Source organism: Microbacterium sp. 05N427, from assembly GCF_056397105.1.
This window is the reverse complement of sequence record NZ_JBFTMT010000001.1, coordinates 47,064-72,420: the sequence shown is the minus strand read 5'-3', so window position 1 is coordinate 72,420 and position 25,357 is coordinate 47,064. Positions and strand designations below refer to the sequence as shown.

Genomic DNA, 25,357 nt, shown 5'->3' with positions numbered 1-25,357 from the left:
GACGCAGGTTCGGTCTCGCGGATCCGGGGGGCGACCCGACCGGGCCCCGCGGAGTCAGCCGATCAGGCTGGGCTGCAGGTCGCGCAGGGTGCGCTTGTGCGTCATCCGGGTCACGCCGATCATCGCGATCAGCAGCGAGCCGACCATCCAGATCCCGAGTACGCCGAGGTCGGTCAGTGCTCGGCCCACCTGGCCGCCGTACATGAGTTGTCGCATCGCGTCGACCACGTAGCCCATCGGCAGCACGTGGTGCAGCGCGGCGAGCGGCGCCGGCAGCGTCTGCCACGGGAAAGTGCCGCCCGCGGTCACGAGCTGCAGCACCATGAGCACGAGGCCCATGAACTGGCCCACGGATCCCAGCCATACGTTCAGCGCGAGGATGATCGCGGCATAGGTCGCCGATGCCAGCACCATGATCCCGAGCGCGCCCCACCCGTTCTGGAAGGTGAACCCGAGAGCCCAGGCGAGCACGCCGAGCAGGCCCAGCATCTGCAGGGCGCCGAACGCGGCGGGCGTGAGCCAGCCGGCCAGGGTGATCCGGATCGGCGAGTGCAGTGCCGTGACCGCACGGCGCGAGATCGGCTTGATGATGAGGAACAGCGCGTAGATGCCGATCCACCCGGCCAGCGCGGCGAAGAACGGCGCGAGACCCTGGCCGTAGTCCTTGGCCGCGGCGACCTTGTCGCTGGACACGTCGACGGGGTTCGCGATCGTCTTCGCCTGCTGCTCGCGCAGCTCCGGCGTGGATGACGGGATCGCGTCGACGCCGGCCTTCAGGCCGTCGCGCAGCGTGCCGATGCCGCTGCTGAGCGTGCCGAGGCCGTCGTGCAGGCTCTTGGCGCCGTCGCGGGCGGTGGCCGCGCCGGTGCTCAGGGTCGCCGCGCCCGTCGCCGCGGTCTGCGCACCGCTCGCGAGCTGCTGCGACTTGTCGGCGAGCGTGGCGCTGCCGGACGCGACCTGAGCGCTGCCGTCGGCGAGCTGGTCGATCTGGCCGACCGCGCCCTGCACGGTGTCGTTGCCGCTGCGCAGCTTGTCGCCGAGCGGATCCAGCTTCGCCAGGACCGCGTCGATGTCGGCCTGCGACATGCCGCGGTCCGCGAGCGCCGCGGCGATGTCGCTGCGTGCCTGCGGCAGCGCGTTCGTCGCCTGCTGCACGAGGGATCCGGCCTCGTTCGCGTACTGCGCGATCTGCTGGTTGCCGGCGCTCACCTGCTGCGCGCCGTTCGCCAGCGTCGCCGCGCCGTCGGCGAGCTGCTGCGAGCCGTCCGCGATCTGCGCCGTGCCGCCGGCGAGCTGCGCGGCGCCGTCGGCCAGCTGAGATGTGCCGTCAGCGAGCTGGCCGCTGCCCGAGACGGCCGTGTTCGCACCGTCGTACAGCTGCGACGCGCCGTCGGCAGCCTCCCCGAGCTTGCCGCGCACATCGCTGAGCCCGGTGAGCAGCTTGTCGGCCGCCTCCTGTCCGACCATCTCGGCGACGGATCGGCGGATCTTCTCGACCGCGCCGGATCCGATCGACGACGCGAGGTAGTTGTTGGCGTCGTTCGTCTCGAGCTCGATCCTCGCCTGATGGGGGCTCGTGCCGGAGGCGGACAGCAGAGCCTCGGAGAACGTCTTCGGGATGGTCACCGTGAAGTCGACGTCGCCGTTCTTGAGCGCGGAGCGCGCGGCGCCCGCGCTCATCCGGTTCCAGTCGAACGCCTTGCCCTCGACGAGGTTGTCGGCGACCTTCTCGCCGTAGTTCGTCGTGGTGCCGTTCGAGGTCGAGCCGGTGTCCTCGACGACGAGGCCGACGGGTACCTCGTTGAACTTGCCGTAGGGATCCTGGTTCGCCCATAGGTAGAGGCCGCCGTACAGGATCGGCACGGCCATCAGGGCGATCAGGGCGATCACGGCCATGGGGCTCGCGGTCAGCCGGCGCAGTTCGGCGCCGATCATCGCGGGGATCTTCATCGCTCGGCTCCGTTCTCGGTGTCGGTGGTATCGGTGGTCTCGGTCCCTGAGCTTGTCGCGGCGGGGGGTGGTCCTTCGTCTCGCTGCGCTCGCTCAGGAACCGGGGGGATGGCCGGGGCGGCGACCGGGGGTGGTCCTTCGTCTCGCTGCGCTCGCTCAGGAACCGGGGCGGCGACGGGGGATGGTCCTTCGTCTCGCTGCGCTCGCTCAGGAACCGGGGGGTCGGCAGGGGCGGCGACGGCGGATGGTCCTTCGTCTCGCTGCGCTTGTTCAGGAACCGGGTCCATCACCCGGGTGGATCCGGTGACGTCGGCGAGCGGGCGCACGGGCACCGTGGCGTTGGACGGGTAGTCGGTCTGGAGCGCCTCCGGGAGTCGCTCGATGACGGCGGCCGCGGATCCGCCGACGATCACGAGCACGGCGAACCCGCGCTCGGCGAACTCCGTGGCGATGCGCCACCAGCCTTCCGGGCGGCCGCCATGACGGTCGGGGGAGACCAGCACGAACCCCTCCACGTCGTCGCGCAGCACGGCGAGCTCCGCCATGACGCGCACGCGCACGGACGGCTTGATCGTGCCGATCGGCTGGGCCGCGAGTTCGATGAAGCCGATCTGCTCGAGCCAGCGCCGCGCGTGCAACGGGGTCGCGGGGAGGCCGGCGAACATGAGCTCCTCGCCCACGACGGCGGCGAGCGTCACGCCGGGGTGCGGGTCGCTGACCTCCGGTGCGTCGACGAGCGCCATGCGGCGGCGCAGGTCGCGGTCGTTGCGTGCGCCGTCGATCGTGACCTCGCCCGTGTCGGGGCGCATGCGGCCGGTGGCGATGAGCCCCAGCACGGTGGGCCGCAGCTCGGTCTCGGCGAGCACGAAGCGGGCGTGGCCCGTCTCGATCTCGAGCGAGGTCGTGGGCAGCGCGTGGCCCTTCTTGCCCTTGCTGACGTCGTGCACGGCGATCCTCATGCGCGGCCCTCCTCGGCGGGAATCGTGGCAAGCGTATCCGGCGCCCCGGCCGCCGAGAGTTCGGGGTGCGCGGCGAGCAGTGCGTCGATCTCGCGCCATCCGAGTCCCGCGATGCTGAGCACGGCGCGCACCGCGATGTCCCCCGCGACGGGGGAGGAGGCGTCGGTGCGGGTGACGACGGTGCGGGCGCTCTCCTCGATGAGGCGGGCGAGCGTCGGCGCTGCCATGTCCTGGCGCAGCTCGTCGTCCTCCTGGCCGCGGCGGACGAGCGCCGCCAGCACGCGGCGCAAGGGTGCGAGGGCGGCGGCGGTCTCCTCGACGTGCGCCTCGTCGAGGGCGATCGCCGCGGCCACCTGCACATGCGCCGCCTCGCGCCACAGGTCGGCGGTGAGGCGCGCCAGCGCGATGCGGCTGTCGGCGTCGTCGACCCGTTGCGCGACGGCGTTGAAGCGCGCCGCTCCGGCGGAGACGAGTGCGTGCACGAGCGCGGTGCGGTCGTCGAAATGGCCGTACAGGGCCCGTCGGCTGAGGCCGGCGGCGCGGGCGATCTGGTCGACGGACGCATGTGGATCCACGGCGAGGGTCTGCGAGGCGGCGGCGAGGATGCCGGCCCGGTTCTCAGCGGCGTCCCTGCGCTGGCGGCGGGGTGCGGTGGTGTCTGTCACCGGACCAGTGTACTCCTAACCTGCACATGAGTGTGCAAGTTAGCTGAGGATGGCGGATCCCGCGTGGAGAGCGACGAGACGCCCTCCACGCGGGAGATGACGGAGGTTCAGCCCATCGCGTCGCGCACGAGGGCGGTGTCGACGAACTGCTCGAAGCGCACGATCAGTCCGCCCCGCACCACGAAGTGGTGAGCCACCCGCACGTTCAGATCCTTGCCGGTGGCGTCGTTGCGGGCCGTGTAGCGGGCCAGTACGACGACGTTCTCGCCGTCGACGATGTAGGTGTCGTCGTGCGCGGTCCAGCCTGTCCAGTCCCGTCCCAGCACCTCCATCACATTCGCGGTGACGCCTTCCGGAGTGCGGTAGGTGCCGGCGAGCGGGAAGCCCGCCATCTCGGTCCACTCCACGTCGGGAGCAAGCGTCGCCCGCAGGGCCGCGAGATCACCCGCGGCCGACGCGAGGTACTGCCTGCGGACGACGTCCGCGGGTTCGGTCGACTCGTTCAGCCCCATGACATCTCTCCCTTCGCGACCTTGGTGCCGAGCGACGCGGCGATCTGCAACCCGGCTTCGGGGTACTCGGCGAGCAGCGTCTGCTCGGCTGCCGCAGCGTCGACGGACGCGGCGATGACGTCCTCGAAGCGCTTCAGGTACGCGCGGGTGTACTCGATCGCGGTGCGGTCGGTCGGCGCATCCGCGACGCGGTGACCCGCGACGACGAAGGTCGGGTCCAGCGACTCGTATGCGTCGAGCGCACGGAGCCAGAGGCTGCGGGCTTCGGAGGTCCCGGTGTCGGCGGTCCACACGTGCAGGCCTTCGAACAGCAGGATCCCGCCGAAGATCGCGCGCTGCGCGGCGTCGTAAACGAACCAGCGGCGATCGCCGAGGTCGTCGCCGGCGCGACGCAGCTCGATGCTGCGATCGTCGATGGCGATCTCGCCGCCGTCGAACGCGGTCAGCCCGACGAGACGGGTGGGCAGGTTCGCGCCCAGGTGCGCCCAGGCCTGCAGCTTGCCCTCGTAGCTGTGCTGGATGTGCTCGATCACGTCGCTCGGAGCGAGGAACCGGGCCTCAGGGAATGCGTCAGCGATGACCTCGGCGCCGAAGTAGAAGTCGGGATCGCCGCCGGTCACGAGAACGGTGGTCAGAGTCTTGCCGGCGTCGAGGATCGCCGCGGCGATCCGGTGCCCATCGGCGCGAGTGAACCCCGCGTCGACGAGTACCGCCTCGGTCTCTCCGGTGACGAGCACGCTCGTCTTGTGCAGGGACGACGCCGGTGCGTCCAGGACGGTGATGGTGAGCTCGGTCATGTCGTTTCTCTGCGGAACTTTCTCTTCGAGTGGAGGACGGGTGACGGTGAATGTCTGGGACCTGTCACCCCCGTTGGTGTAAAACTATGCTCATGGCGGGCGGAGAACACGGTCCAACCGGGACAGAACGTGGTGAATTTCGGACATCGGGGGTGAGGCGGATCCCATACAGCCCTGCGGATGCGCAGCGCTCGTCGATCGAGGTGACCACGATCGACCGGATCCGCACCCGTGCGGGGCTTGCCGAGTTCGCCGCCCTGCAACGGCCCGATTTCGAACTGCTGCTCGCGATCGACCGAGGCGAAAGCACGCACGAGGTCGATTTCGCCCGATACGCGCTCTCCGCCGGCGACGTCCTCTGGGTGCATCTCGGGCAGGTGCAGCTCTGGGGAGACATGCGTCTGCTCGAAGGGGCCGTGGTCATGTTCAACCCCATCGCCCTCCCCCCGGAGACCGTCGCGCTGCTCCGATCCCTCGGCGGGTTCTCCCGGAACCACTGGCCGGGCGCGGCGACAGGGGGCGGGGCGTTCGCCGTCCTGCTCGCAGGTCTCACCGCGCTCGCGACGGAAGCTCCCGGCACCCCGGAGATCGCCCCGCAGGCGTTGACCCACGCCGCGAGGCATACGCTCGCAGCGGTGTTGCTCGCCCTCGCCGGTACGACCACGACGCGCGCCGCTCCGGAGGCGGAGCCACCGGAGGCATTTCACTGGTTCTTCGACGAGGTCGAGCGCAGCTTCGCGGAGCATCGCACGACGGCCTGGTATGCGCGGCGCCTCGGCTATTCGGAGCGCACGCTCAATCGGCTCGCGCGGGCGCACGCGGGAACCAGCGCGAAGGGCCTCATCGACCGTCGCGTGATCCTCGAGGCGAAACGTCTCCTTGCCCATGAACAGATCGCGGTCGCCGCGATCGCCGCGAGGCTCGGCTTCGACGATGCCGCGAACTTCTCGAAGTACTTCCGCCACCGCACCGGAACCACGCCAGGAGCGTTCCGGGGTGGCGAACGCGAAGAGACACGCGGTCCCTGAGGCGGGGGCTCAGGCCAGGAGCAGCCGGAGCCCCTCGATCACGGCCCCCGCCCCGGATGAGGAGAGCGCCTGCGAGACCGCGGGCTGGGTGATGCCCTCGGCGGCGGCGAGTTCGCGTTGCATGACGCCCAGGCAGCGACCGTAGGTGAGTCGGCGCGTGCGCGCGCTCATGTCGGTGATGAGCTGGTCGCGGGTCAGCAACGCGATGTTCGCCTGGCGGGCGAGGAGGTGGGTCGTCTCGGGCTCGGCATCGTGTGCGACGACCCAGGTGCGCGCGCCGGGCACGGTGCGGCGCTGGAGGGCGTGCGTGTGCTCGATCGCGGCCCGTGCGGCCCACCAGCCCGGCCCTTCCGGCAGGCCCCCCGTGACGGTGGGGATCTCCTCGACGGGCCCGATGCCCACGCCGAAGCGGCAGTCGACCCCCTCCGGCAGCGCGAGCCGCAGCAGGATCAGCGCGGCGAGCGCCGTGTCGAGCGTGGGGTAGAGGCCCTGCTGCTCGTCTCCCACGGTGGGTCGGAGCGGACTCGCGGCGAGAGGCTTGTCGGCCTCCACGCGCGCGACGGCGTCATCGAGCGCGTGCTGGGCGCCCGAGCGGTCGTCGAGGGCGCGGGAGCCGACGATGTCGAGGATCACGGCGATCATGAGAAAAGCGTATCACTGATCTTCCGTGAAAATAAGCTCTTTACTTCTCTTCCGGATCCATTCGAGGAGGGCTGATCCGCCCTCCCGCGCTCAGTCCGTGCCGGAGTCGAAAGCCGCGCCCTCGCTCGCCGCATCCACGGCGTCGGCCAGGGCCTCCTCGGTGTCGGCGAGGGTCGTGCCCTCGACCGCGGACGCGATCTCGCCGGACTCGCCCGCCGTCACGCGGCCGACGAGCTCGCCCGTCGCGCCGCCCACGAGGCCGAGGCCCGCGTACTGCTCGAGACGCGCACGCGAGTCGGCGATGTCGAGGTTGCGCATCGTGAGCTGGCCGATCCGGTCGACCGGACCGAAGGCGGCGTCGCCGACGCGCTCCATGGAAAGCTTCTCCGGGCCGTACGAGAGGTTGGGGGAGACGGTGTCGAGGATCGTCCAATCGTCGCCGCGGCGCAGGCGGACCGTGACGGTGCCCGAGATCGTGGATCCGACCCAGCGCTGGATCGACTCGCGCAGCATGAGCGACTGCGGCTCGAGCCAGCGGCCCTCGTACATGAGACGGCCCAGGCGCCGGCCCTGCTCGTGGTAGGTCGCGAGGGTGTCCTCGTTGAGGATGCCGTTGATCAGGCGTTCGTAGGCGATGAACAGCAGCGCCATGCCGGGGGCCTCGTAGATGCCGCGCGACTTCGCCTCGATGATCCTGTTCTCGATCTGGTCGCTCATGCCCAGGCCGTGCCGGCCGCCGATGCGGTTCGCCTCGAAGACGAGCTCCACCGGATCCGTGAACTCGACGCCGTTGAGCGCGACGGGGCGACCCTTTTCGAAGGTCACCGTGACGTCTTCGGTCTCGATCGCGACGGAGGGATCCCAGTACTTCACGCCCATGATCGGGTCGACGGTCTCGAGCGAAACGTCCAGGTGCTCGAGGGTCTTGGCCTCGTGCGTGGCGCCCCAGATGTTGGCGTCGGTCGAGTACGCCTTCTCGGCGGAGTCGCGATAGGGGAAGCCGTGCGCGATGAGCCACTCGCTCATCTCCTGGCGTCCGCCGAGCTCGGTGACGAAGTCGGCGTCGAGCCAGGGCTTGTAGATGCGCAGGCGCGGGTTGGCCAGCAGGCCGTAGCGGTAGAACCGCTCGATGTCGTTGCCCTTGTAGGTGGAGCCGTCGCCCCAGATGTCGACCCCGTCCTCCTTCATGGCGCGCACCAGCAGCGTGCCCGTGACGGCGCGGCCGATCGGCGTCGTGTTGAAGTAGGTCTTGCCGCCGGAGCGGATGTGGAACGCGCCGCAGGCCAGGGCGACGAAGCCCTCCTCGACCAGCGCGGTCTTGCAGTCGATAAGGCGCGAGTCCTCGGCGCCGTACTCGAGCGCTCGTCCAGGGATCGACGCGATGTCGTCCTCGTCGGGCTGGCCCAGGTCGCCCGTGTAGGTGTACGGGACAGCACCCTTGTCGCGCATCCACGCGACGGCCACGGAGGTGTCGAGACCTCCCGAGAAGGCGATGCCGACGCGCTCGCCGACGGGCAGGGACTGGAGGACCTTGGACATGGGACCCAGTCTATCGGCGGCGTTTCGCGGGTTTCGACGGCGCAGGGATGAGCGGGGGCGGGCCGGATGCGCTCAGATCAGGCGGACGTCGACACCGAGCGCGGCATAGGTCGGGAGTGCGCGACGGTCGCAGGACAGCAGGGTCGTGATCCGCGCCGCCCGGTCAGCTCCCGCGCTTGCGGGAGACCCAGATCACCCCGGCGCCCACGGCGAGGATCGCGACGGCGATCCCGACGATGTAGCCGGCCACTCCGAGGTACTCGCCCGGGACGAGCCGCGGATCCAGGAACGGGTAGGGGTACCAGCCGGTCTCGCCCGTGCGCGGGCTGATCACGAGGTTCGCGCGGATCAGCGTGTACACCGCCCACACGATGGGGAAGGCGGCGACGATGCTCAGCACGCCCCAGCCGAGGCATCGCCGACGAGGAGCGAGGAGCACGTCGGCGAGCAGGATGAGCGGCCCGACGACGTGCATCATCTCGTTCGCCCACGGCACGGTGGTGCCCTGCGGCAGTTCGATGCCGCGCAGCAGCGTGTTGTAGACGATGCCGGTGACGATCATGTAGGTCGAGGTGCAGGCGAGGAGGATCGCCAGCCAGCGCGGCTCGACCGCGGGGGTCTCCGCGCCCGTGGACGAGGCAGTGATCCGCAGCCCCCAGACCGCGGCGAGGATCAGCGCCACCGCCGACAGCACGTTCGACTCGATCGTGAAGAAGCTCAGGAAGTTCGCGACGACGGTGGGCACATGTGCGCCGTAGGGGGTTGTCGCCTGCAGCGCGACGCCCAGGGTCACGATGAGCTGGTGCGTGACCGCGGCGAGGATCGCGACCGCTCCGACCAGACGCACGATCGACCACCCCCTCGTGCCGATCGCGAAGCGGGCGGGGCGGGCCAGGGTCTGCTCCGGCAGAGACGTGTGCATTCCTCGAAGATATCGGTGCGCCCGCCCGAGCAGAAGATCGGACGGAGACGGTCGGCACTTCCGCCCCGCCCCAGAGGGTCGTCGGGTGTGGAGGGTGGTCGCGCAGACGTGGGCGAACGTGGCGTCAGGTCGAGACGAAAGTCGGACGCGCCCGCGCTGCGCCCGTTCCTAGCATCGGAGCACTCCCGGATCGGATCCGACCGTTCCGGGGCCCGAGTACAGACGAAAGAAGGAGGCCGCATGTCGTTGACAGCTGCGACCGTGTCGATGCAGAACAACCTTGCCAGCGCGATCGAGAGGGGCAGGGAGCGGGTCAGCGATTCGCTGACCGTCCGTCAGGACGGCTTCTGGTGGATCATCGCGATCGCGATCGCCGTGGTGATCGCCCTCGGGCTCTTCACCGCCTGGTTCATCTACTGCCGGAGCCAGGGCGGATGGCCGGCCGTGGACATGCCGGCGTTCCAGGCGGGCGGCACCTGGAAGATGTACTGCCACTCCTAGGGCGACGGTGCTGACGATGGGGATGGCGGTGCTGAGCGCGCAGGCGCTCACGAAGAGCTACGGGGCCAAGACCGTGCTCCAGGACGTCTCGCTCACGCTGCCGTCGGGACGCATACACGGTGTGCTCGGCCCGAACGGCTCCGGCAAGACCACGGCCCTCCACATCGTCGCAGGCCTCGTGCCGCCCACCCGGGGAAGCGTCCGCATCGCCGGGGTCGATGTCGCAGACAAGAGGAGCAGGAGGGAACTGGGGTTCGCGCCCGACGATCTCCCGCTCCCCGGCGTCCTGACCGGGCGCGAGTACCTCCGCTTCCACGACGCGCTGCGAGGCAGAGACGACGAGGTGCGTGCCCTCGCGCTCGCCGAGGCGCTGGGGATCGACGCCGATCTCCCCTCCGCGGTCGCGGAGTACTCCCATGGGATGCAGCGCAAGCTGCAGCTCATCGCGGCCGTCATGCACGAGCCCTCCCTGCTCCTGCTCGACGAGCCGTTCCGCGGTCTCGATCCCGACGCGGCCGCGGCGGTGCGGCGCCTCCTCCTCGCCTACGCGCGAGGGGGACGCGCCGTGCTCGTCGCCACGCACGACATGATCCGTGCGGAACGCGACTGCGACGAGGTCACCATCATCGACCGCGGTCGGGTCGTCGCGACCGGATCGCCTGCCCGCCTGATCGCGGCCGCGCCCGCCTGCCACTCGCTCGAGGACCTCTTCCTGCACGTCACCGGCCGCCGGGACGACGCCGAGCGGCGAGCCGAGCGCATCGCCTCGATCTTCACCTGACATCCACTTCGAACGAGAGGGCCCCCATGACCACGGGTATCCGATTCCTCCTGCACTGCCTTGCCGGCGGCACCATCGGCGTGTGCACCGTCTTCTTCGCCATCGTCGGAGCGCTGGTGATGGCCTTCTTCACCAACGGCGACGTCGTGATCCCCGGGATCATCCGGATCTGGAGATCGACGGAGAACGGTTCCGTGGCGCTGAACTTCGTGCCCGATGCCGTCGGGATGATCGTCGCGGCCGTCGCCATCGCGGGTGTGTACGTCGTCGTGCGGATGCTTGTCGGGCGCCGCACCGGACGAGCGCGCATCGCCGAGTGAAGGCGGCCGGATGAACGGCCTGCGCCGCATCGGGGCGGTCGGCGCGGCCTCGCTCGTGCTGTGGACGAGGGAGGTCGCGCGACTCCTCGGGACCTCCACGCGCGCGGTGCGGATCGGGGTGTCGCTCGGCGGCGTCGTCGCCGCCCTGTTCGGGCTCGCGCTCGCCGCGGTCGCCGGACAGCAGTTGACCGCAGAGGTGCCCGAGGAGCTCCGGTCCTCCCTGGTGCGCACGTCCTTCGCCGCGGCCGCACTGACCACGGGGCTGGTGGCGGTGGTGCTGTGCGTGTCGGCGCCCGCGCGCACGGCGCTGCAGAACCTCCTGGATCTTCTTCCAATCAGCCGCGCGGAGGCCAGGATCGGTCAGCTCGTGCCGGTGCTCGGCGCCGGCCTCCTGTACAGCGCGGCTCTCACCAGCACTTCGGTGGTGGTGATCGTCCGCACGAGTCCCGACCCGGGCGGGATCGTGCTCGGGCTCCTCGTGTACGCACTCCTGCTGGTGACCGTGATTCTTCTGACGGTCGGTCTCTTCTCGCTGCTGCAGACCGCGGGGGGCGTGTGGGTTCGGCTGCCCGCACCGTACGCATCGACGTTCGCGGGTGTGCTCTCGGTCGCGGCGGTGCTCGCCGCGACCGCGCCGGACATCCTCGCGCCGCCGTCGGTCGTCGCCGCGGGATGGTCGCCGGCCGAACTCCTGCCCTCGCGGATCTTCGCCCGAGCGGCGATCTCCGTGGAGGTCGGCGCCGGGGTCGGGGTCGGCATCTGGGTGCCGCTCGCCGCGCTCGTGCTCTGGGTCGGCTCCCGGCAGCGCAGCCCCGAGGGGGCGCGCGCCGGCGTTCCGGTGCTGCGCGGCTCCCGCCCGCTCGCGAGGAATGCCTGGTGCGGTCGGTTGTGGGTCGAGCTCCTCGTCGCCGTCCGGAATCCGCAGTTCCTCACCACGGCCCTGCTTCTTCCGCTGGGTGTGGCCGCGGTCGCCGCCCTCCGGCAGATGCCGGCGGCCATGCTGATCGTGCCCGCGCTGGCCGGGGCCCTTCCGGTGCTGCCCTTCGTGCTGGCCGTGCAGTCGGTGGGCCGGACGACGACGGTGCACTGGGTTCCGACTCTCGCCGCAGGGGCCGGCGCGCCGTGGCGGTGGCCGAAGGCGCTCGCCGCGGCGGCAGCGGGAGCCGGCCTTGCCGTGCCGGTGCTGGTCGCGGTCCTGACGATCGGCTTGATCCCGCTCACGCAACTGCCCGACGTCCTGCTGCGCTGCCTGCTGGGGCTCGTGACCGCGCTGCTCTGCGGCGCCGTCGTCCCCTACAGCGAGGATCAGCCGCTCTCGGCAACGCTGGGCGGGTTCCTGCTCGCGCTGCTCTACATGTCCTCGACGCTCGTGATCGGCTGGGCGACCATGAAAGCGGTGCCGGGGACCGATCGACTTCTGATCGTGGCGGTCGCGATCGTCTTCGCCGGGCTGTTCGCGGTGGTCGCCGGCCGCCATGCGTCCCGCGAGCCCGGTCGTGCATAGGATCCGTCGGGTTCTCCGTCCGGGTGTCCTCCTCGTGGACGGGTGGCTCGAGTGCCCGGAGCTCGGATTGCGGCTGGAGGCGTCCGCACCCGAGGCCGCGTCTCTCGGGCTGTGCAGCGACGAGCTGCTCGTCTGCTTCGGCAGCCGGTCGTGGCGGATGCCGCCGTGGTTCACGACGGGGGCGAAGGTGCTTCCCGCCGGAGTCGTCGCGGCAGCTCTCGCGAGCCTGCGGCACTTCGGCGCGGGGATGGGCCTGCTCCTCGGAGTCCTCGGCGGCGCACTCGTGATCGGCATCGTGACCGGGTATCTGGGTCTGGCCGCGGTGGCGATCATGGGCCTCGTGCTGCTCGGTTCGGTGCTGGTGCACGAGCTCGGCCACGTCCTCGCGTACCGCGTCCTGATCGGCCGGCGAGCACCGGCGGTCCTGGTGGTTCGAGGGGCCTCCTGCCGGCTCGTCCGCCTGTCCGGTGCGACGACGCCCGACGCCGTGGTCATCGCCGCGGGGTCGCTGGCCCCTGTCGTCGCCGCGCTGCCGCTGTGGTTCCTCTTCGCCCAGGCCCCTGTGCTGGTGATCCTCGCGACCCTCGTCGCGCTCGGGCACGTCGTCGGGCTCCTCATCCCCGTCGGCGACGGAGCGGCTCTGCGGGAGCTCGCCCGCCGCGATGCCGCGAACGCCGCGTGAGGTCGGTCCGGTCGGCCGAAGATCCCGCTGTCCCCCGAAGAGGGGACAGCGGAGCCGCAATATATCAGACGGCACACGCTACAGTAGGGCAGGGGGTATTAGTGACCGGTGTCCAGAAATATGAGGATCCCGTCGCGGGCGCGCTTTCGGAGGGGCCGGCGGCGATGCCGCATGTGACGATCGTGTCCACGGACACTCTGCTCGCCGCAGCGCTCTCGACGCTTCTGTGCGAGAAGGGGGTGCTCGGGGTCTCGGCGGCGAAGACATTCGAAGACGTTCCAGAGGGGATCCAGGATCGGCCGTTCGCCGTCGTCTACGACCTCGCCGGCACGGGGCCGCTCGATCCCGGTCCGATCGCGGCGTTCACGTCGGGAGGTCGGAAGGCGCCGGTGGTCGTGCTCACGACGAGTGAGAGGTTCGATGTCGTCCCTGCCCTGCTCGAAGCCGGCGTCCGCGGGATCGTGGGCCGCGACGCCGACGCGGACGAGTTCGTCACGGCCATCACCGAGGTCGCGAGCGGACGCGTCTTCCTCTCGCGCGGGATGATGGATCTGCTCGTCGCGCACGTCGCCGGCTGTCCGGTCGAACAGGCGGACCAGCACCTGCATGACACGGAGGTGCTCGCACCGCGCGAGCGCGACATCGTCCTGCTGCTGAGCAAGGGGATGACCAACCGGGAGATCGCGGCGGCGCTGCACGTCTCCGAGGGGACGGTGAAGACCCACCTCGGCAGGGTCATGGTCAAGTGGAGTGTGCGCGACCGGCTCCAGGTGGTGCTGCGGGCGATCGGCCGTCTGCACGTCACGCCCGCGGATCCCTGCGACAGCGGCGACGGGGGATCCGCGACCCGTCGGTGAGGCCCTCCGTCAGGTGCCGTCTCGGGGTCCGTATGGGCCGCACAGCGTGGCCCGATGAGGATCAAGGCAACGGACACCGGCGTCGCCGCGCACGACCACCTGGATCAACGTCACGATCGGCGGCTACGATGGGCGACTCTGGTCCCTGTCCTGCCCGTGGATCATCCGAACGCTGAGAGTGATTCGATCGTGACTGACGAGAAGTTGCCTCCCCATCAGGTTCCGGGCCCCGGACAGCCCCTGCATTCATGGGATGTCGAAAACGACTCGAGGATCGCGATGCAGTTCAGGATGCTGCTCGATCAGACTCGATCGGAGGAGAACGTGCTGAAGCTTGTTCATGGCGACGAGATCTCCACCGAGGACATGGCGACCTTCGGGCACGTGAACTTCGCCGCCTTCATTAGCGGATATGAACCTGCGATCGCGCTTTGGAATGGCTCAGCCAAACTCGACCCACGCATCCTCGACTGGTTGAGCAAAGACGCCTGAGATGAACATCTCGGCCCAGCTCTGGCCAACTGCCGGCAGCCTCCTCGGCTGTCGGCGGTTGCGCGTGCGGTGGTGCGTCCCGAAGCGATGGCCGAGCGTTGAGCCCGCTGTAGTCGCTTGCGGCCAGGTGCCTCCTGCAGGCGGCGACGATCCAGGAGGTGCGCGCCGAGGTCGAGCTTTGGCGCGGCCGGTTCATGAGCATCTCGGACGGCACCGTGCGGGGACTTGCTGGGGCTCTCCGACCAATGGGCTCGGGCGAGCTTCGTGATAGTCCTATTGATTGTATGGGTGATTTTGGTGTCGATTATGACCCTGATTATGGCTGTGCGGCGTAGTCTGATGTTATGAGTACCCGCACAACAGCTTCTGATCAGCGTCCCGGGATGCAGGCTCAACGCGAGTCGGTCGAGCTTCTCCTCCCGGAGTTGGTGAGCCGGCTTCGTGACCTGCTGGGCGCGCGTTTGGTCGCGTATGTGGGGAACGTGAAGAACACCCGTCCGGTGAACGATTGGGCGGCAGGTCTGCGTTCCCCAGGTGCCGAAGACGAGGAGCGGCTTCGCCTCGCGTTCCAGGCTGCGCGTCTGATGCGCGAACGCTACGACACAGCAACGATTCAGAGCTGGATGATGGGCTCGAATCCTGTACTAGGGTTCGAGGCTCCGGCCCGGTATATCCGGACGCAGCACCCCGTTGAGGTTGCGCGCGACGTGATGGCTGCGGCGAACTCGTTCGCTTTCGTCGGATGAGTCGGCGGGTGATGCTGCCCGCGTCGGGGGCTCCGGGCGACGTATGGCGAGTGGGTTATGAGCCCGATCCGTGGCAGTGGACGCCGTGGCAGTTCGCGTCGGACGATGGTCGATTCAATGGCCGCTGGGACGATCAGCGCGCTCAGTTCCGCACGCTCTACACCTCGGACAGTCTGTTGGGTTGTTTTCTCGAGCTTCTGGCATCCCTACGCCCAAACGAGACGGCTTTCGCGGAACTGGGCGAGATCCAGGATGATGCCGGTTCGGCCGGCATGTATCTGGACCCGCATCGGGGTGCGATCGGTACGTCTTGGCTCAGCGGCCGCATGTTCGCCCGCGGGCGGCAGACGGGGGACTACGCGGAGATCACCACCGCTCACGGACTCGCGTACCTTGTCGACGCTGGCGTGTTCAACGCGCTGGGTATCGCTCCGGTCAACGTCGACGTCGCCTTACTTAAGGATGCGCATCGTCGAGACGTGACCAGGACGATTGCTCGGCATCTGTTTGATCTTCGGGATTCGTCAACCCTGCAGCCTGCGGTGGATGGCATCGCATTCCGGAGCCGGATGGGTGATGAGATCAAGCTCTGGGCCGTGTTCGAACGATCCGATGCGCTTGTCAGCGAGTGCATTACCCCCGGACCTTCCGAGACGGTGACGTCGAGCACCCCCGATCTCTTGACTGCCTGCTTGATGCTCGGCCTGCATTGGGAAGATCGGTCCGCCTGATCCCCGGCGGGTGGGCCCGACCACGCTCATCATCGGGGACAAGTCCGCGCCCCCTGAGTCGAGGAAACGGTCACGGCGGAGTTTGCGGACAGCATCCGGGAGAACGGAGTCCTCACCCCGATCACCGGCTGGCGTGACGAAGACGGCGTCCACGTGCTCGACTGACAGCCGCCGCACCCTCGGTGCCGGAGGTGCCGACGCCGGCTCAGGGGTAGCGGGTCAGCGCCTTGGTGAAGTCGTCGACCTTCTTCTCGCTCAGCATGTAGCGCCCGACGACCGTGAGCCGCAGGCCCTCGAGCGGCTCGCCCGTGCGCTGGGCGGTCTGCTCCCGAGAGGCGCGGTACTCCCCGGTCGTGTCGTTCGCGAGGTCGGTGATGTCCGCGTAGAACCAGCCCGGATCCGACTGGTCGTCGCTGAACCACTCCCAGTCCACCTGGGACTCGGGGGTGGCGCCCCCGTACATCTTCGAGATCATGGCGGGATCCACGCCGCTGCCCGGGTCGTTGAACGCGACCATGTCCCGCCAGCCGTGCTGCGTGATGACGGACTCGACGGTCTGCATGACCTCGAGCTTGTGCGCGTAGCCGGTCACCGGCGTCGTCGTCGCCCAGGTGGCGGAGGTGAACCGCACCAGCATCGACTCGCCGCCATAGCCGTTGCGCTCCGGACGCTCCTGCGCGTCGGAGGACTTCACCCACTGCAGCCCGTATGCGGCGGTCAGCCGCGCGCGCACATCAGTCATGGTCTCGTCGGCCAGCAACTGCAGCTGCTCGAGCGACTGCTGGTGCAGATACCGGTTCGGATCCTGGTCCTTGATCCCCGGGTAGGCCTCCCAGAGCTTCTGCTTGTCGGTCTTGTGCCCGCCGTAGGAACCTGTCGCGGCGACGCGGATCGCGCTCAGCGCGCCCACCGTTCCGACGTTCAAGACCAGGGCGACCGTGAGCGCGACGGCGCCCAGCACGCGCCCGGCCTTCGTGGCCAGCGCGGCGATCGCAAGGCCCAGCACTACGAGCTGCAGCGCGAGCATGGTCGCTCCGAAGAACGCGTCGGCAGCTCCGATCGCGAGCAGGATCAGCATGAGCACCGCGAACCCGATGGCAACGCACAGGGCGATCCAGCCGAGGGGGCTCTTCTTCGGCGGAGCGCTTTCGACGGAGCCGGGACCCCCTTCGTCTCGTCCCTGCGCCCCTCGCTCAGGGATCGGAGACGGGACCAGGGGCACCGCGGGACCGAGCAGGGCGCGGCGCGCGCCGCGGTAGCCGCCGGGCGGCGGCACGGGCGGGGCGCCGGCGGAATCCGACACGTACCGGGGCGGTTCGTTGCGCTCTACCATGGCTTGTCCGTCCCGCTGCTGCCGCCGTCTCCCTGATCGCTCTTCTGGCTCTGCTGGCGGTCCTGCTCTCCCTGCTGTAGCTTCTGCTGCAGCTCGTCGAGCTTGCCCTGGTCGGGTTTCGGCTGCGGGCTCTGCGGATCCTGCTGCTGCGGATCGGGGTTCTGCTGCTGCTCTTGCTGGTCCTGCTGCTTCTGCTGCAGCCGGTCCTGCTGGTCCTTGTTCGACTGGCTCATGTCGCGCTGCGGATCCGGCGACTGCTCCTGCGCCTGAGTGCTGTCGCACTCCTTCGGCCGGTCCGCGTTCACCTGCAGGGCCTGCGCGTAGAACTCGAGCGCGGTGGCGTGCTGCTGCGCATCGGCGGCCGCATCGCCCTCGCGCTCGAGCACCAGGGCGAGGTTGAATCGCACGGCGCAGACCTCGAGCCCGTGTGCGAGCTTCAGCGACTCCTCGAACTTCTTCTGCCCGGCCGCGAGCTTGCCGGACTCGGCGAGACCCACGCCCTGGTCGAACGGAGCCTTGTACGGCTCGAACCAGTTCGCCGGGTTCAGGCCTTCGGCAGCGCTCACGGATCCGGTGTAGTCGCCCGCGACGTACGAGACGATCGACTGGTAGGCGAAGGCATACAGGCTCACGACCTTGCCGACGAAGAGGGCGGCGACGAGCAGCAGCGGCAGCGAGCCCCACGCGATCCACCGGCGTGCGATACGGCGGCGCCGGTTCGCGGCGAGCAGCGCGTGCGCGGCTTCAGCCCCTTCGCGCCCTTCGTCTCGCTGCGCGGTGCCTGAGAGAGCGTCCTTCGTCTCGCCTGCGGCTCGCTCAGGAACCGAGGAAGGGCGCTCGGGGGCTGCGGGAGTGGTGGTCGTCATGAGTCACCTCCCGACGAAGGGCGCGCTTCGTCTCGCCTCGCGCGCTCAGGGACAGAGAGCCCGCGCATCCGCACGATCAGCATCGTCGCGCGGGCGAGCTCGACGCACAGCAGCGCGACGATCGCGAGCGCCACGATCCAGCTCAGATCGGTCGGCTGCGTGAGCGGGTCGTCCTCGCGGTACGCCGTGGTCGATTTCGGCGCGGGCGGCAGCATGATCTTCGCATCGGCGGTGCGGTGCTCGTAGGTCACGCCGAGTTCGGCCGCGATCCGCTGCAGATTCTTCTCGTCGATGAGGCTGAGGGCGTCGGATCCCTGGTACTGGATGTACTCTCCGGCGCCTGCGGAACCGGTCCCTGAGCCTGTCGAAGGGCCGACCGCGCCGGTCGTCTCGCGCATCGGGCCGCCCTTGTCGGTGCCGTAGCCGAGCACCTCGCCCCCGGAGAGCAGCTTCTTCGCGCTGTCGAACGGTTCGGGTTCGGTGGAGACCGTCTGCTCGCCGTCGCCCAGATAGAACACCATCCGCGCCCGATCCGGCGAGGCCTTCTGCGCGTTCTGCAGGGTCTGCGTCAGCAGCGCGTTCGCGATGCCGATCGAGCTGCCCTTGGACTGCCGGGTCACCTCGGGCTGCAGCACCTCGACGGCCGAGATGAGCGCGCCCGAGTCGGTGGTGAGCGGGAGGCGCAGCACCGCGTTCGCATCGAAGGTGATGAGCGCGAACCGTGCCCCGGGGTAGGTCTCAGCGATGCGGCGCACGTCTTCGCGCACACCGGCCATGCGCTGATCGGCCGCTGCGCCCTTCGCCGAGCCGCCTCCGTCCCAGTCCTCGGCGACCATGCTCGCGGTGGTGTCGATCGCGATCACCACGTCGGTGGCGGAAGCCAGGGTGCGCACGTGCCCGCCGGGGATGCCGGGGCGCAGCAGGAGCACTCCGCACGCGAGTACGAGCACGACGCGCAGCGCCCAGATCATGGGCCCGGCGCCGGTCCCCGCCGAAGGGCCGCGGCGTGCGGCGCGCACGAGCATCCAGACCGCCGCGCCCAGCACGGGCAGCACGATCAGGATCACCAGGAGCGGTGCGAGGACGGGCTGGAGGATCACAGGCGCACCCTCCACAGCAGCACGACGAAGCCGAGTGCGAAGACGATGAGCGCCGCGATCCACAGCTGCGGGACGTCCGCCCAGATCACCGTGGCCTGCCCCTTGAGCTGGGTCGCCTCCTGCTTCTGCACCTGAGCGACGATGTCGCCGACCGTCGTGGTCTCTCGCAGCGCATAAGCCTTGCCGCCCGTCGCCGCGGCCGCGTCGGCGAGGGTCTTGCTGTCGGGCTGGTCGATGCCGTCGACCGGGTTGATCGTGTAGAGCCGGATCTTCTTCGAGGCCGTGTAGTCGGCGGCCTCCTGCAGCGTGACGATCGGTGATCCGTTCAGCTCGTTGTCGGTCGCGAGGATGATCGAACGGGCGCGCTGCTGATCGGCGTGATCGAAGCGCAGGGCGCAGGAGGCCAGGCCGTCGCCGATGAGCGAGGCGCCGACCCCGTTCATCGTGCCGATCCACTGCTCCGGGATGTCGGTCGAGTAGTCGAGGCCCTTCATGAGGCTGCGCAGGTGCTCTTGAATGAAGGCGTAGTCGTCCGTAAGGGGGAAGACCTGCACGGCCGAGCTGTTGAAGATCGTGAGCCCGACGCGTTCGCCCTTGAAGCCGTCGGCGAGTTTGTCGAAGATCGACACGATCTCCTTGTCGACGTCGGTCATGGATCCGGAGACATCCAGGCACAGCATGATGTCGCGGTTCGTGGACACCGGCTGGATCGTCTTCTGCGCGATCGGGCGTGCCGCCACCACGCCGCCGAGCGCAGCCGCGAGCACTCCGAGGGCGACGATTCCCGCGAGCGCCGCCTGGCGCCGGCGCACCGCGCGCTGGAACGCCGGCAGGGAGCGGATCCGTTCGGCGCGCGCGATCGGGGCACCGGCCGTCGCGGATCCGGACCCCCTGCGGCGCAGGCCGAGCAGTACTCCGAGCACGATCGCGAGGAGCAGAGCGCCGACGACGGCGAGCAGGATCCAGATGTTGGCTAGTACCACGTCGTCACCACCGTCCGGGCGGCATCGGCGCCCACGAGCGGGTCGACCGGGGCGGTGCGGCGGAAGATGCTCGGGTAGTAATTACGGCCGATCGCGTCGATGAGCGAGGGGTGCACGCCCATGCGCACGAGGTCGTCGAGCGCGAGCACGGGCGCTTCGATGCCGCTGTACTCGTTCACGAAGCCACGTACCACGCGGCTGAGCTCGAGGTTGGCACGGCGGGCGTCGGTGCGGCCGTCGCGGTAGTCCGCCTCGATCTGCGCGATCGAGCCGAGGTACTCCTCACGCAGCACGGTCGCGACATCGGTGGTGGGGCCCGGCACCGGGGCGGGGACGGCGGCGAAGGCGATCGCGCGGCGCGGCCTGGTCAGCACGACGACGAGCCAGGCGAGTCCGGCGACCAGCGCGAGCACCCCGATCGCGAGGAGGATCCAGCCCCAGCCGTACTGGGCGGGCGGGTACAGCTCATCCACGCCGGACATGAGACCTCGCATCCAGCATCCGCAGGAGCGCGCCGACCGCCTCGTCCTGCTCGGCGAGGGGCACGTGCGTGATCTCCAGCCGGCGCAGAAGCGCCTCGGTGTGCGCGGCGTCCACGGCGTCCGCAGCGTGCAACTCGGCGGCGAGCTCGGCATCGCCCTGCAGGAACTCGGGGACCGCCCAGCGCGTGGCGACGTCGCGGCGGGCGCGCAGTGCGCTGCCCCGCCCGGTCGCTGAGCCTGTCGACGGGCCGGACGGCAGTGCCTCCAGCACCGGCTCGGCGTCGCGCAGCGTGATCCACAGCACGTCGTGCTGCACGCGCAGGCGCCGCAGCAGCCGCTCCGTCTCGTCGGTGACCGGAGCGTCGTCGGTGACCACGACGACGATCATGCGCCGCGCGATCGTGCGTGCGACGTACGACAGCAGCGCGTCGCGGTCGCTCGGGGCGGATGCGGCGTCGACGGCGCGGTCGATCGTGCGTAGGGTGTGCTCCAGCGAGGCTTCGCTGCGGCCGATCTCGCGACGGCGCACTCCGGCGGAATCGCCGCTGACCAGGCAGAAGTCGTCGCCGTGCCGCAATGCGAGCAGTCCCAGCACGCCGACCGCGAGTATCGCCAGATCCTTCTTCGGCTTCTCGTCGTGCGCGAGCGCGGTCATCGCGAGACCGGTGTCGACCGCGAACAGCACCGTGTGCATGCGGGTTGCGAGCGACCGTCGCACCACGGGGGAGCCGAGCCGAGCTGTCGCTTTCCAGTCGATGTCGCGGATCTGGTCGCCGTACTCATAGGCGCGGAGGTCGTCGAAGTCGAGGCTGTGCCCGCGCAGCAGCGACGCATGCGCGCCGTCGAGCGCGTGCGTCGATTTGCGTGTCGAGTCGATGAAGAGCTTGCCCTTCACCGGCGTCAGCAGGCTGGCCATGGTGTCCTCCGGTCCCTGAGCCTGTCGGGGGTCAGGGGGTCGGTACGGCGCCGAACACGGCGTCGATGACGTCTTCGCTGCGCACGTTCTCGGCCTCGGCCTCGAACGTCAGCAGCACGCGGTGGCGCAGCACGAGGTGACGGAGGTTGCGCACATCCTCTGGGATCACGTAGGAGCGCCCCGCGAGCAGCGCGAGCGCGCGCGAGGCCTGCAGAAACGCGATGGATCCGCGCGGGCTGGCTCCGTACTTGATGTAGCCGCCGAGGGTCTCGCCGATGTACGGCACCGGGTTACGCGTGACGTACACGAGGGAGACGATGTAGTTGCGGATCGCGGGGTCGACATAGACGCGTGAGGAGATGTCCTGCAGCTGCTCGACGTCGGAGAGCGAGATCGTCGTGGTGGCGTGCCGGTCCGGATCCAGGGCTCCGGAGTCGATGCGCGCGAGCACCTCGAGCTCATCGGCGGGGCTCGGATACTCCACGATCTCCTTGAGCAGGAAACGGTCCATCTGGGCCTCGGGCAGTTCGTACGTGCCCTCCTGCTCGATCGGGTTCTGCGTCGCGATCACGAGGAACGGGCGCGGCACCCGGTGGATCTCGCCGCCGATCGTCGTCTGCCGCTCCTGCATCGCCTCGAGCATCGCGGACTGGGTCTTGGCGCTTGACCGGTTGATCTCGTCGAGCAGTACGAAGTTGGCGTGCACGGGGCCGAGCACGGTGCGGAACGTGCCGCTCGCGGAGTCGTAGATCTGCGTGCCGGTGATGTCGCTCGGCAGCAGGTCGGGCGTGCACTGGATGCGCTTGAAGTCGGCCTTGACGGTGTCGGCGAGGGTGCTCGCGGCCGTGGTCTTCGCGAGGCCGGGAACCGACTCGAGCAGGATGTGCCCACCGGCCATGAGCGCGAGCAGCAGGCTCGTGCGCAGGCGCTCCTGACCCACCATGCGGGCGGAGTACGCCTTCGACACGGTGTCGAGGATCTCGCGGGCACGCGCCATCTCCGCCTCGGTCGGTGCGGGCTTGGCCTCGGCGGAAGGGGGTGCCGGCGGCGCCGTCGGGGCCGCTGCTCCTGCCGCCGCGGGAGGAGCGGTCGTCGCCGCGGGCTGCTCCCGGCGGATGCTCGGGGCGGGCGGCATCGGGGGCGCGGGCGGGATCGCGGGCGGCGGAGTGACGATGCCCGCCGCCGGCGGAGGCGGGGTCTGCGCGGCGAACGCGGCGGTGTCGTTGTTCTGGCTCACGTGCGGATCCCCCTGCGGCTCTGGCGTCGCGCGATCGTGCCGCGCGCGACCCTGCCAGCGTAACCGCCGAGTCTGACCGTGCGACGCGGATCGGATGGGGAGGACTGCCCATTCGCGGGGCTGTGGGATCGACCAAGTCCCGGAAGCGCTCACCGGCAAGGGCGGTGTTGCTTAGGTTCGAGGAAAGGAACTCTTTGGAAGAGCTATGAAGATGATTGCGAAGTCAGCTCTTGCCGCGCCGACGAGTACTTTTGGGTATCTATTTTCAGGTAGGGGTTATGGACGCGTTGACGATTACGACTCGACTGAAGTCGGCTTTTGGCGATGATGTGTACCTCCCGGGGCTGGAGGAGCGTCAGTGGGTGGTCGCTGCTGAGGCGGCCGGGCGAACGGTTGTTGTCGAGGCGGGTGACGACACGATCCGGTTGTATGCGGGCAGGATCGTGGATGCGCTCTCAGTTGAAGACGATCACGATCTCGATCAAGTCGTGACGTTGATTGACGCGATCCGTTCAGGGCATGCCTACGAGTACTTCGGGTACTCGGCTGATCCGACATTCGGATTCATCGGGTACGAGATCAACGCCCCTGGCTTCTCTGTCGTGCGCATCGATGAGGGAGCCCGGATCGTCCACAAGGCGGCCGTGTAGGCACGGTTCGATACTGGTCCGCCACCGATCCCGAGTGCGTGAGCGTGCGTTGTGCCCGCGCCGTGGCTCAGAACTCCGGCGAGGGCGACTCGGGTGACGTTCGAGGCGCCGGGAGCCGTCTCCGGCTCGTTGGCAGCGACCGGGTGCATCAACCGGATCGGATGGGGAGGACTGCCCATCCGCGGAGTCGGACCCCGTACGGTGGAGACGACCACCCGCCGATCGAGGAGAGGAACCCGCATGGCCGATCCTGGCCTGCAGGCTGCAGCGTCTCCGGCGCTGCGTCGCCTCGGGATCCTGCCGCTGCGCGTCGTGCCGGGACGCGGGAACCTCGCGATCTGGACGCTCGCGAGCGTCTTCGCGCTCGCCCAGCTCGCCGTCGCGGCGTCGCTGGGCGTCACGATCTACCGCATTCCGCTGGCCGCGGCGCTCATCCTGTCGCTCGTGCAGGCGGCGGCGATCGTGCTCGCGCTGTTCGCTCCGGTCTGGGCGACCGTGCTCGCGCTGATCGCCGGCAATGCGCTGTCCGGCCTCGCCGTGGCGGGCCCCGATCGGCCGTGGCCCGTCGCCGCCTCGACGATCATCGCGTACGCGCTGGTCTGGATCGGCGTCGCACGGCGGGCGCGGTGGTGGCTGCCCGTCGCGGGCTGGGCGTTCAGCGTGTTCTCCGCGATCATGGTCGCCGTGGAGGCGCCCACCCGGCCCGATGACGGGCTCGCGGTCGCCAATCTCATCGTGTTCGCGGCGGTCACGCTCGGCGCCGTGCTCGTCGGCACCGGCCTCCGCAACTGGTCGGTCCTTCGCGCTCAGCTGCGAGCCGAGCGCGCCGCGACCGCGGCCGAGCTCGCTCGCCGCGAGGCCGTGCAGGACAAGGCGCGCATCGCCCGCGAGCTGCACGACGTGGTCGCGCACGGCATGTCCGCGATCCAGGTCCGCGCGGCGAGCGCACGCTATCGGATGCCGGATCTGCCCGCGGATGCGGCGGCAGAGTTCGACGACATCGCGGCGACCGCGCGGTCGGCGATGAAGGAGATGCGCGTGATCCTGGGGCTGCTCCGCGATGAGGAGGGCGAGGCCGACCACGCCCCGCAGCCCGGGCTCGATGACCTTCCTGCGCTTCTCGCCCGGGCGAGCGACCTCGCGCCGGTGACGGAGACCGGATCCTGGCAGCTCACCGCCGCGGAGCAGAGCAACCCGCTCCTGGGGCTCACCGCCTTCCGCGTCGTGCAGGAGGGGCTGAGCAACGTCGCGCGGCACGCTCCGGGGGCGGCGACCGAGATCGCCTGGACCGAGACGCCCGCGGAGCGGGGCATCAGGATCCGCAATGCCCCTCCGACGCGGACGATCTCCCCGCGGGCGGACGGCGGAGGGCACGGGCTGCGCGGCATGCGCGAGCGCGTCGAGGCGATGGGCGGCACGGTCGCGGCCGCTGTCACGGGCGATGGCGGGTATGTCCTGCAGGTGCGGATCCCCCGGGAGGAGCAGGCATGACGACGGTGCTGATCGTGGACGACCAGGCGATGCTGCGGGCCGGCTTCGCCGCGATCCTGCAGGCGCAGGACGGACTGGACGTCATCGGGCAGGCCTCCGACGGGAGCGAGGGCGTCGACGAGGCGCGCCGGCTGCGCCCTGACGTGGTGCTCATGGACGTGCGGATGCCGAACCTCGACGGCATCGAGGCGACTCGCCGCATCATCGCCTCCGCCGAGCGCGACGGGCGCACCCCGCCCGCGGTGCTGGTGCTGACCACGTTCGACGCCGACGAGTACGTGCACGAGGCCCTGCAGGCGGGCGCCAGCGGATTCCTGCTCAAGGACGCCCTGCCCGAGGAGCTCGTGCAGGCGGTGCGCGTGGTGGCGGCCGGCGACGCCCTGCTCGCCCCGCGCATCACCCGGCGCCTGCTCGAGCGCTTCACGGAGAGCCGCCCGCGCTCGAACAGCGCGGAACTGCGCCTGAAGGGCCTGACCGAGCGGGAGCACGAGATCCTCGTGCTGATCGGGCGGGGGCTCTCGAACCGTGAGATCGCGTCCGACCTGTTCCTCGCCGAGCAGACCGTGAAGACGCATGTCAGCCGGATCTTCTCCAAGCTCGATCTGCGCGACCGGGTGCAGGCCGTGATCCTCGCCTACGACGCCGGACTGGTCGCACCCGCGGGCTGAGGC

General features: G+C 69.8%; 28 protein-coding genes. 13 read left to right on the top strand and 15 right to left on the bottom strand.

Annotation, left to right across the window (positions count from 1 at the left end; all coding sequences use genetic code 11):
• Positions 1–54: 54 nt before the first annotated feature.
• The 5 genes from AC1DG4_RS00355 to AC1DG4_RS00335 all read right to left on the bottom strand — a co-directional run bounded on the left by AC1DG4_RS00355 (position 55) and on the right by AC1DG4_RS00335 (position 4,883).
• Complete coding sequence (locus tag AC1DG4_RS00355; protein ID WP_477377982.1) at positions 55–1,950, bottom strand: YhgE/Pip family protein; 1,896 nt, start codon at positions 1,948–1,950, stop codon at positions 55–57.
• Positions 1,947–2,909, bottom strand: a complete 963-nt coding sequence (locus AC1DG4_RS00350; protein ID WP_477377984.1) for a P-loop NTPase family protein — start codon at positions 2,907–2,909, stop codon at positions 1,947–1,949. The genes AC1DG4_RS00355 and AC1DG4_RS00350 overlap by 4 nt, the downstream gene beginning before the upstream one ends.
• The gene (locus AC1DG4_RS00345) at positions 2,906–3,574 is read right to left on the bottom strand and encodes a TetR/AcrR family transcriptional regulator (protein ID WP_477377986.1); all 669 of its coding nucleotides are present in this window, start codon (positions 3,572–3,574) and stop codon (positions 2,906–2,908) included. The genes AC1DG4_RS00350 and AC1DG4_RS00345 overlap by 4 nt, the downstream gene beginning before the upstream one ends.
• A 107-nt stretch (positions 3,575–3,681) precedes the next feature.
• The gene (locus tag AC1DG4_RS00340; protein ID WP_477377988.1) at positions 3,682–4,086 is read right to left on the bottom strand and encodes a nuclear transport factor 2 family protein; all 405 of its coding nucleotides are present in this window, start codon (positions 4,084–4,086) and stop codon (positions 3,682–3,684) included.
• A complete protein-coding gene (locus AC1DG4_RS00335) occupies positions 4,077–4,883 on the bottom strand; it encodes an MBL fold metallo-hydrolase (RefSeq protein WP_477420402.1) in 807 nt (268 codons plus the stop codon). The genes AC1DG4_RS00340 and AC1DG4_RS00335 overlap by 10 nt, the downstream gene beginning before the upstream one ends.
• Before the next feature lie 152 nt (positions 4,884–5,035).
• Between AC1DG4_RS00335 and AC1DG4_RS00330 the strand changes: the two genes are divergently transcribed.
• Positions 5,036–5,911, top strand: a complete 876-nt coding sequence (locus AC1DG4_RS00330; protein WP_477377992.1) for a helix-turn-helix transcriptional regulator — start codon at positions 5,036–5,038, stop codon at positions 5,909–5,911.
• Between the two features lie 9 nt (positions 5,912–5,920).
• On the opposite strand, the gene AC1DG4_RS00325 is transcribed toward AC1DG4_RS00330, so the two are convergent.
• The 3 genes from AC1DG4_RS00325 to AC1DG4_RS00315 all read right to left on the bottom strand — a co-directional run bounded on the left by AC1DG4_RS00325 (position 5,921) and on the right by AC1DG4_RS00315 (position 9,014).
• Positions 5,921–6,553: a SatD family protein gene (locus AC1DG4_RS00325; protein WP_477377994.1), complete on the bottom strand. Its 633-nt coding sequence runs from the start codon at positions 6,551–6,553 to the stop codon at positions 5,921–5,923.
• Between the two features lie 90 nt (positions 6,554–6,643).
• Positions 6,644–8,092: an argininosuccinate synthase gene (argG, locus tag AC1DG4_RS00320; protein ID WP_477377996.1), complete on the bottom strand. Its 1,449-nt coding sequence runs from the start codon at positions 8,090–8,092 to the stop codon at positions 6,644–6,646.
• A 163-nt stretch (positions 8,093–8,255) separates the two neighbouring features.
• Positions 8,256–9,014, bottom strand: a complete 759-nt coding sequence (locus tag AC1DG4_RS00315; RefSeq protein ID WP_477377998.1) for a Pr6Pr family membrane protein — start codon at positions 9,012–9,014, stop codon at positions 8,256–8,258.
• Positions 9,015–9,254: 240 nt separating this feature from the next.
• Here AC1DG4_RS00315 and AC1DG4_RS00310 point away from each other — a divergent pair, with 240 nt between their 5' ends.
• From AC1DG4_RS00310 to AC1DG4_RS00270, 9 genes are all read left to right on the top strand, one after another.
• Positions 9,255–9,515 carry a hypothetical protein gene (locus AC1DG4_RS00310; RefSeq protein WP_477378000.1) on the top strand — a complete coding sequence of 87 codons (261 nt, stop codon included), beginning with the start codon at positions 9,255–9,257 and terminating at the stop codon, positions 9,513–9,515.
• Between the two features lie 22 nt (positions 9,516–9,537).
• Positions 9,538–10,296: an ABC transporter ATP-binding protein gene (locus tag AC1DG4_RS00305; protein ID WP_477378002.1), complete on the top strand. Its 759-nt coding sequence runs from the start codon at positions 9,538–9,540 to the stop codon at positions 10,294–10,296.
• Positions 10,297–10,322: 26 nt separating this feature from the next.
• Positions 10,323–10,616 (top strand): hypothetical protein, encoded by a 294-nt coding sequence (locus tag AC1DG4_RS00300; protein ID WP_477378004.1) that lies wholly within the window; start codon positions 10,323–10,325, stop codon positions 10,614–10,616.
• 10 nt (positions 10,617–10,626) lie between these two features.
• Positions 10,627–12,120 carry a hypothetical protein gene (locus tag AC1DG4_RS00295; protein ID WP_477378006.1) on the top strand — a complete coding sequence of 498 codons (1,494 nt, stop codon included), beginning with the start codon at positions 10,627–10,629 and terminating at the stop codon, positions 12,118–12,120.
• Between the two features lie 34 nt (positions 12,121–12,154).
• Positions 12,155–12,802 carry a hypothetical protein gene (locus AC1DG4_RS00290; RefSeq protein WP_477378007.1) on the top strand — a complete coding sequence of 216 codons (648 nt, stop codon included), beginning with the start codon at positions 12,155–12,157 and terminating at the stop codon, positions 12,800–12,802.
• Positions 12,803–12,903: 101 nt separating this feature from the next.
• Positions 12,904–13,659: a response regulator transcription factor gene (locus tag AC1DG4_RS00285; RefSeq protein ID WP_477378009.1), complete on the top strand. Its 756-nt coding sequence runs from the start codon at positions 12,904–12,906 to the stop codon at positions 13,657–13,659.
• 54 nt (positions 13,660–13,713) lie between these two features.
• Entirely contained in the window at positions 13,714–14,151 is a 438-nt protein-coding gene (locus AC1DG4_RS00280) for a hypothetical protein (protein WP_477378011.1), read from the top strand.
• Between the two features lie 344 nt (positions 14,152–14,495).
• Positions 14,496–14,897 carry a hypothetical protein gene (locus AC1DG4_RS00275; RefSeq protein WP_477378013.1) on the top strand — a complete coding sequence of 134 codons (402 nt, stop codon included), beginning with the start codon at positions 14,496–14,498 and terminating at the stop codon, positions 14,895–14,897.
• Positions 14,898–14,908: 11 nt separating this feature from the next.
• Positions 14,909–15,628: an RES domain-containing protein gene (locus AC1DG4_RS00270; RefSeq protein ID WP_477378071.1), complete on the top strand. Its 720-nt coding sequence runs from the start codon at positions 14,909–14,911 to the stop codon at positions 15,626–15,628.
• 205 nt (positions 15,629–15,833) lie between these two features.
• On the opposite strand, the gene AC1DG4_RS00265 is transcribed toward AC1DG4_RS00270, so the two are convergent.
• Genes AC1DG4_RS00265 through AC1DG4_RS00235 form a run of 7 tightly spaced genes read right to left on the bottom strand, consistent with a single transcriptional unit; the run spans position 15,834 to position 22,305 of the window.
• A complete protein-coding gene (locus AC1DG4_RS00265; protein ID WP_477378015.1) occupies positions 15,834–16,961 on the bottom strand; it encodes a hypothetical protein in 1,128 nt (375 codons plus the stop codon).
• Entirely contained in the window at positions 16,955–17,827 is an 873-nt protein-coding gene (locus AC1DG4_RS00260; RefSeq protein WP_477378016.1) for a hypothetical protein, read from the bottom strand. Before AC1DG4_RS00260 ends, AC1DG4_RS00265 begins: the two co-directional genes overlap by 7 nt.
• Entirely contained in the window at positions 17,824–18,927 is a 1,104-nt protein-coding gene (locus AC1DG4_RS00255; RefSeq protein ID WP_477378018.1) for a vWA domain-containing protein, read from the bottom strand. Before AC1DG4_RS00255 ends, AC1DG4_RS00260 begins: the two co-directional genes overlap by 4 nt.
• A complete protein-coding gene (locus AC1DG4_RS00250; RefSeq protein ID WP_477378020.1) occupies positions 18,924–19,910 on the bottom strand; it encodes a vWA domain-containing protein in 987 nt (328 codons plus the stop codon). Before AC1DG4_RS00250 ends, AC1DG4_RS00255 begins: the two co-directional genes overlap by 4 nt.
• Positions 19,901–20,404 (bottom strand): hypothetical protein, encoded by a 504-nt coding sequence (locus tag AC1DG4_RS00245; protein ID WP_477378022.1) that lies wholly within the window; start codon positions 20,402–20,404, stop codon positions 19,901–19,903. Before AC1DG4_RS00245 ends, AC1DG4_RS00250 begins: the two co-directional genes overlap by 10 nt.
• Entirely contained in the window at positions 20,376–21,308 is a 933-nt protein-coding gene (locus AC1DG4_RS00240; protein WP_477420404.1) for a DUF58 domain-containing protein, read from the bottom strand. The genes AC1DG4_RS00245 and AC1DG4_RS00240 overlap by 29 nt, the downstream gene beginning before the upstream one ends.
• A gap of 31 nt (positions 21,309–21,339) precedes the next feature.
• Entirely contained in the window at positions 21,340–22,305 is a 966-nt protein-coding gene (locus tag AC1DG4_RS00235; RefSeq protein ID WP_477378073.1) for an AAA family ATPase, read from the bottom strand.
• Positions 22,306–22,823: 518 nt separating this feature from the next.
• On the opposite strand from AC1DG4_RS00235, the gene AC1DG4_RS00230 reads away from it, so the two are divergent.
• The 3 genes from AC1DG4_RS00230 to AC1DG4_RS00220 all read left to right on the top strand — a co-directional run bounded on the left by AC1DG4_RS00230 (position 22,824) and on the right by AC1DG4_RS00220 (position 25,354).
• Positions 22,824–23,195, top strand: coding sequence for a hypothetical protein (locus AC1DG4_RS00230; RefSeq protein WP_477378026.1), 372 nt, complete (start codon positions 22,824–22,826; stop codon positions 23,193–23,195).
• Between the two features lie 240 nt (positions 23,196–23,435).
• On the top strand, positions 23,436–24,686 hold the full coding sequence (locus AC1DG4_RS00225; RefSeq protein ID WP_477378028.1) for a sensor histidine kinase: 1,251 nt from the start codon (positions 23,436–23,438) through the stop codon (positions 24,684–24,686).
• A complete protein-coding gene (locus AC1DG4_RS00220; protein ID WP_477378030.1) occupies positions 24,683–25,354 on the top strand; it encodes a response regulator in 672 nt (223 codons plus the stop codon). Before AC1DG4_RS00225 ends, AC1DG4_RS00220 begins: the two co-directional genes overlap by 4 nt.
• Positions 25,355–25,357 lie beyond the last annotated feature (3 nt).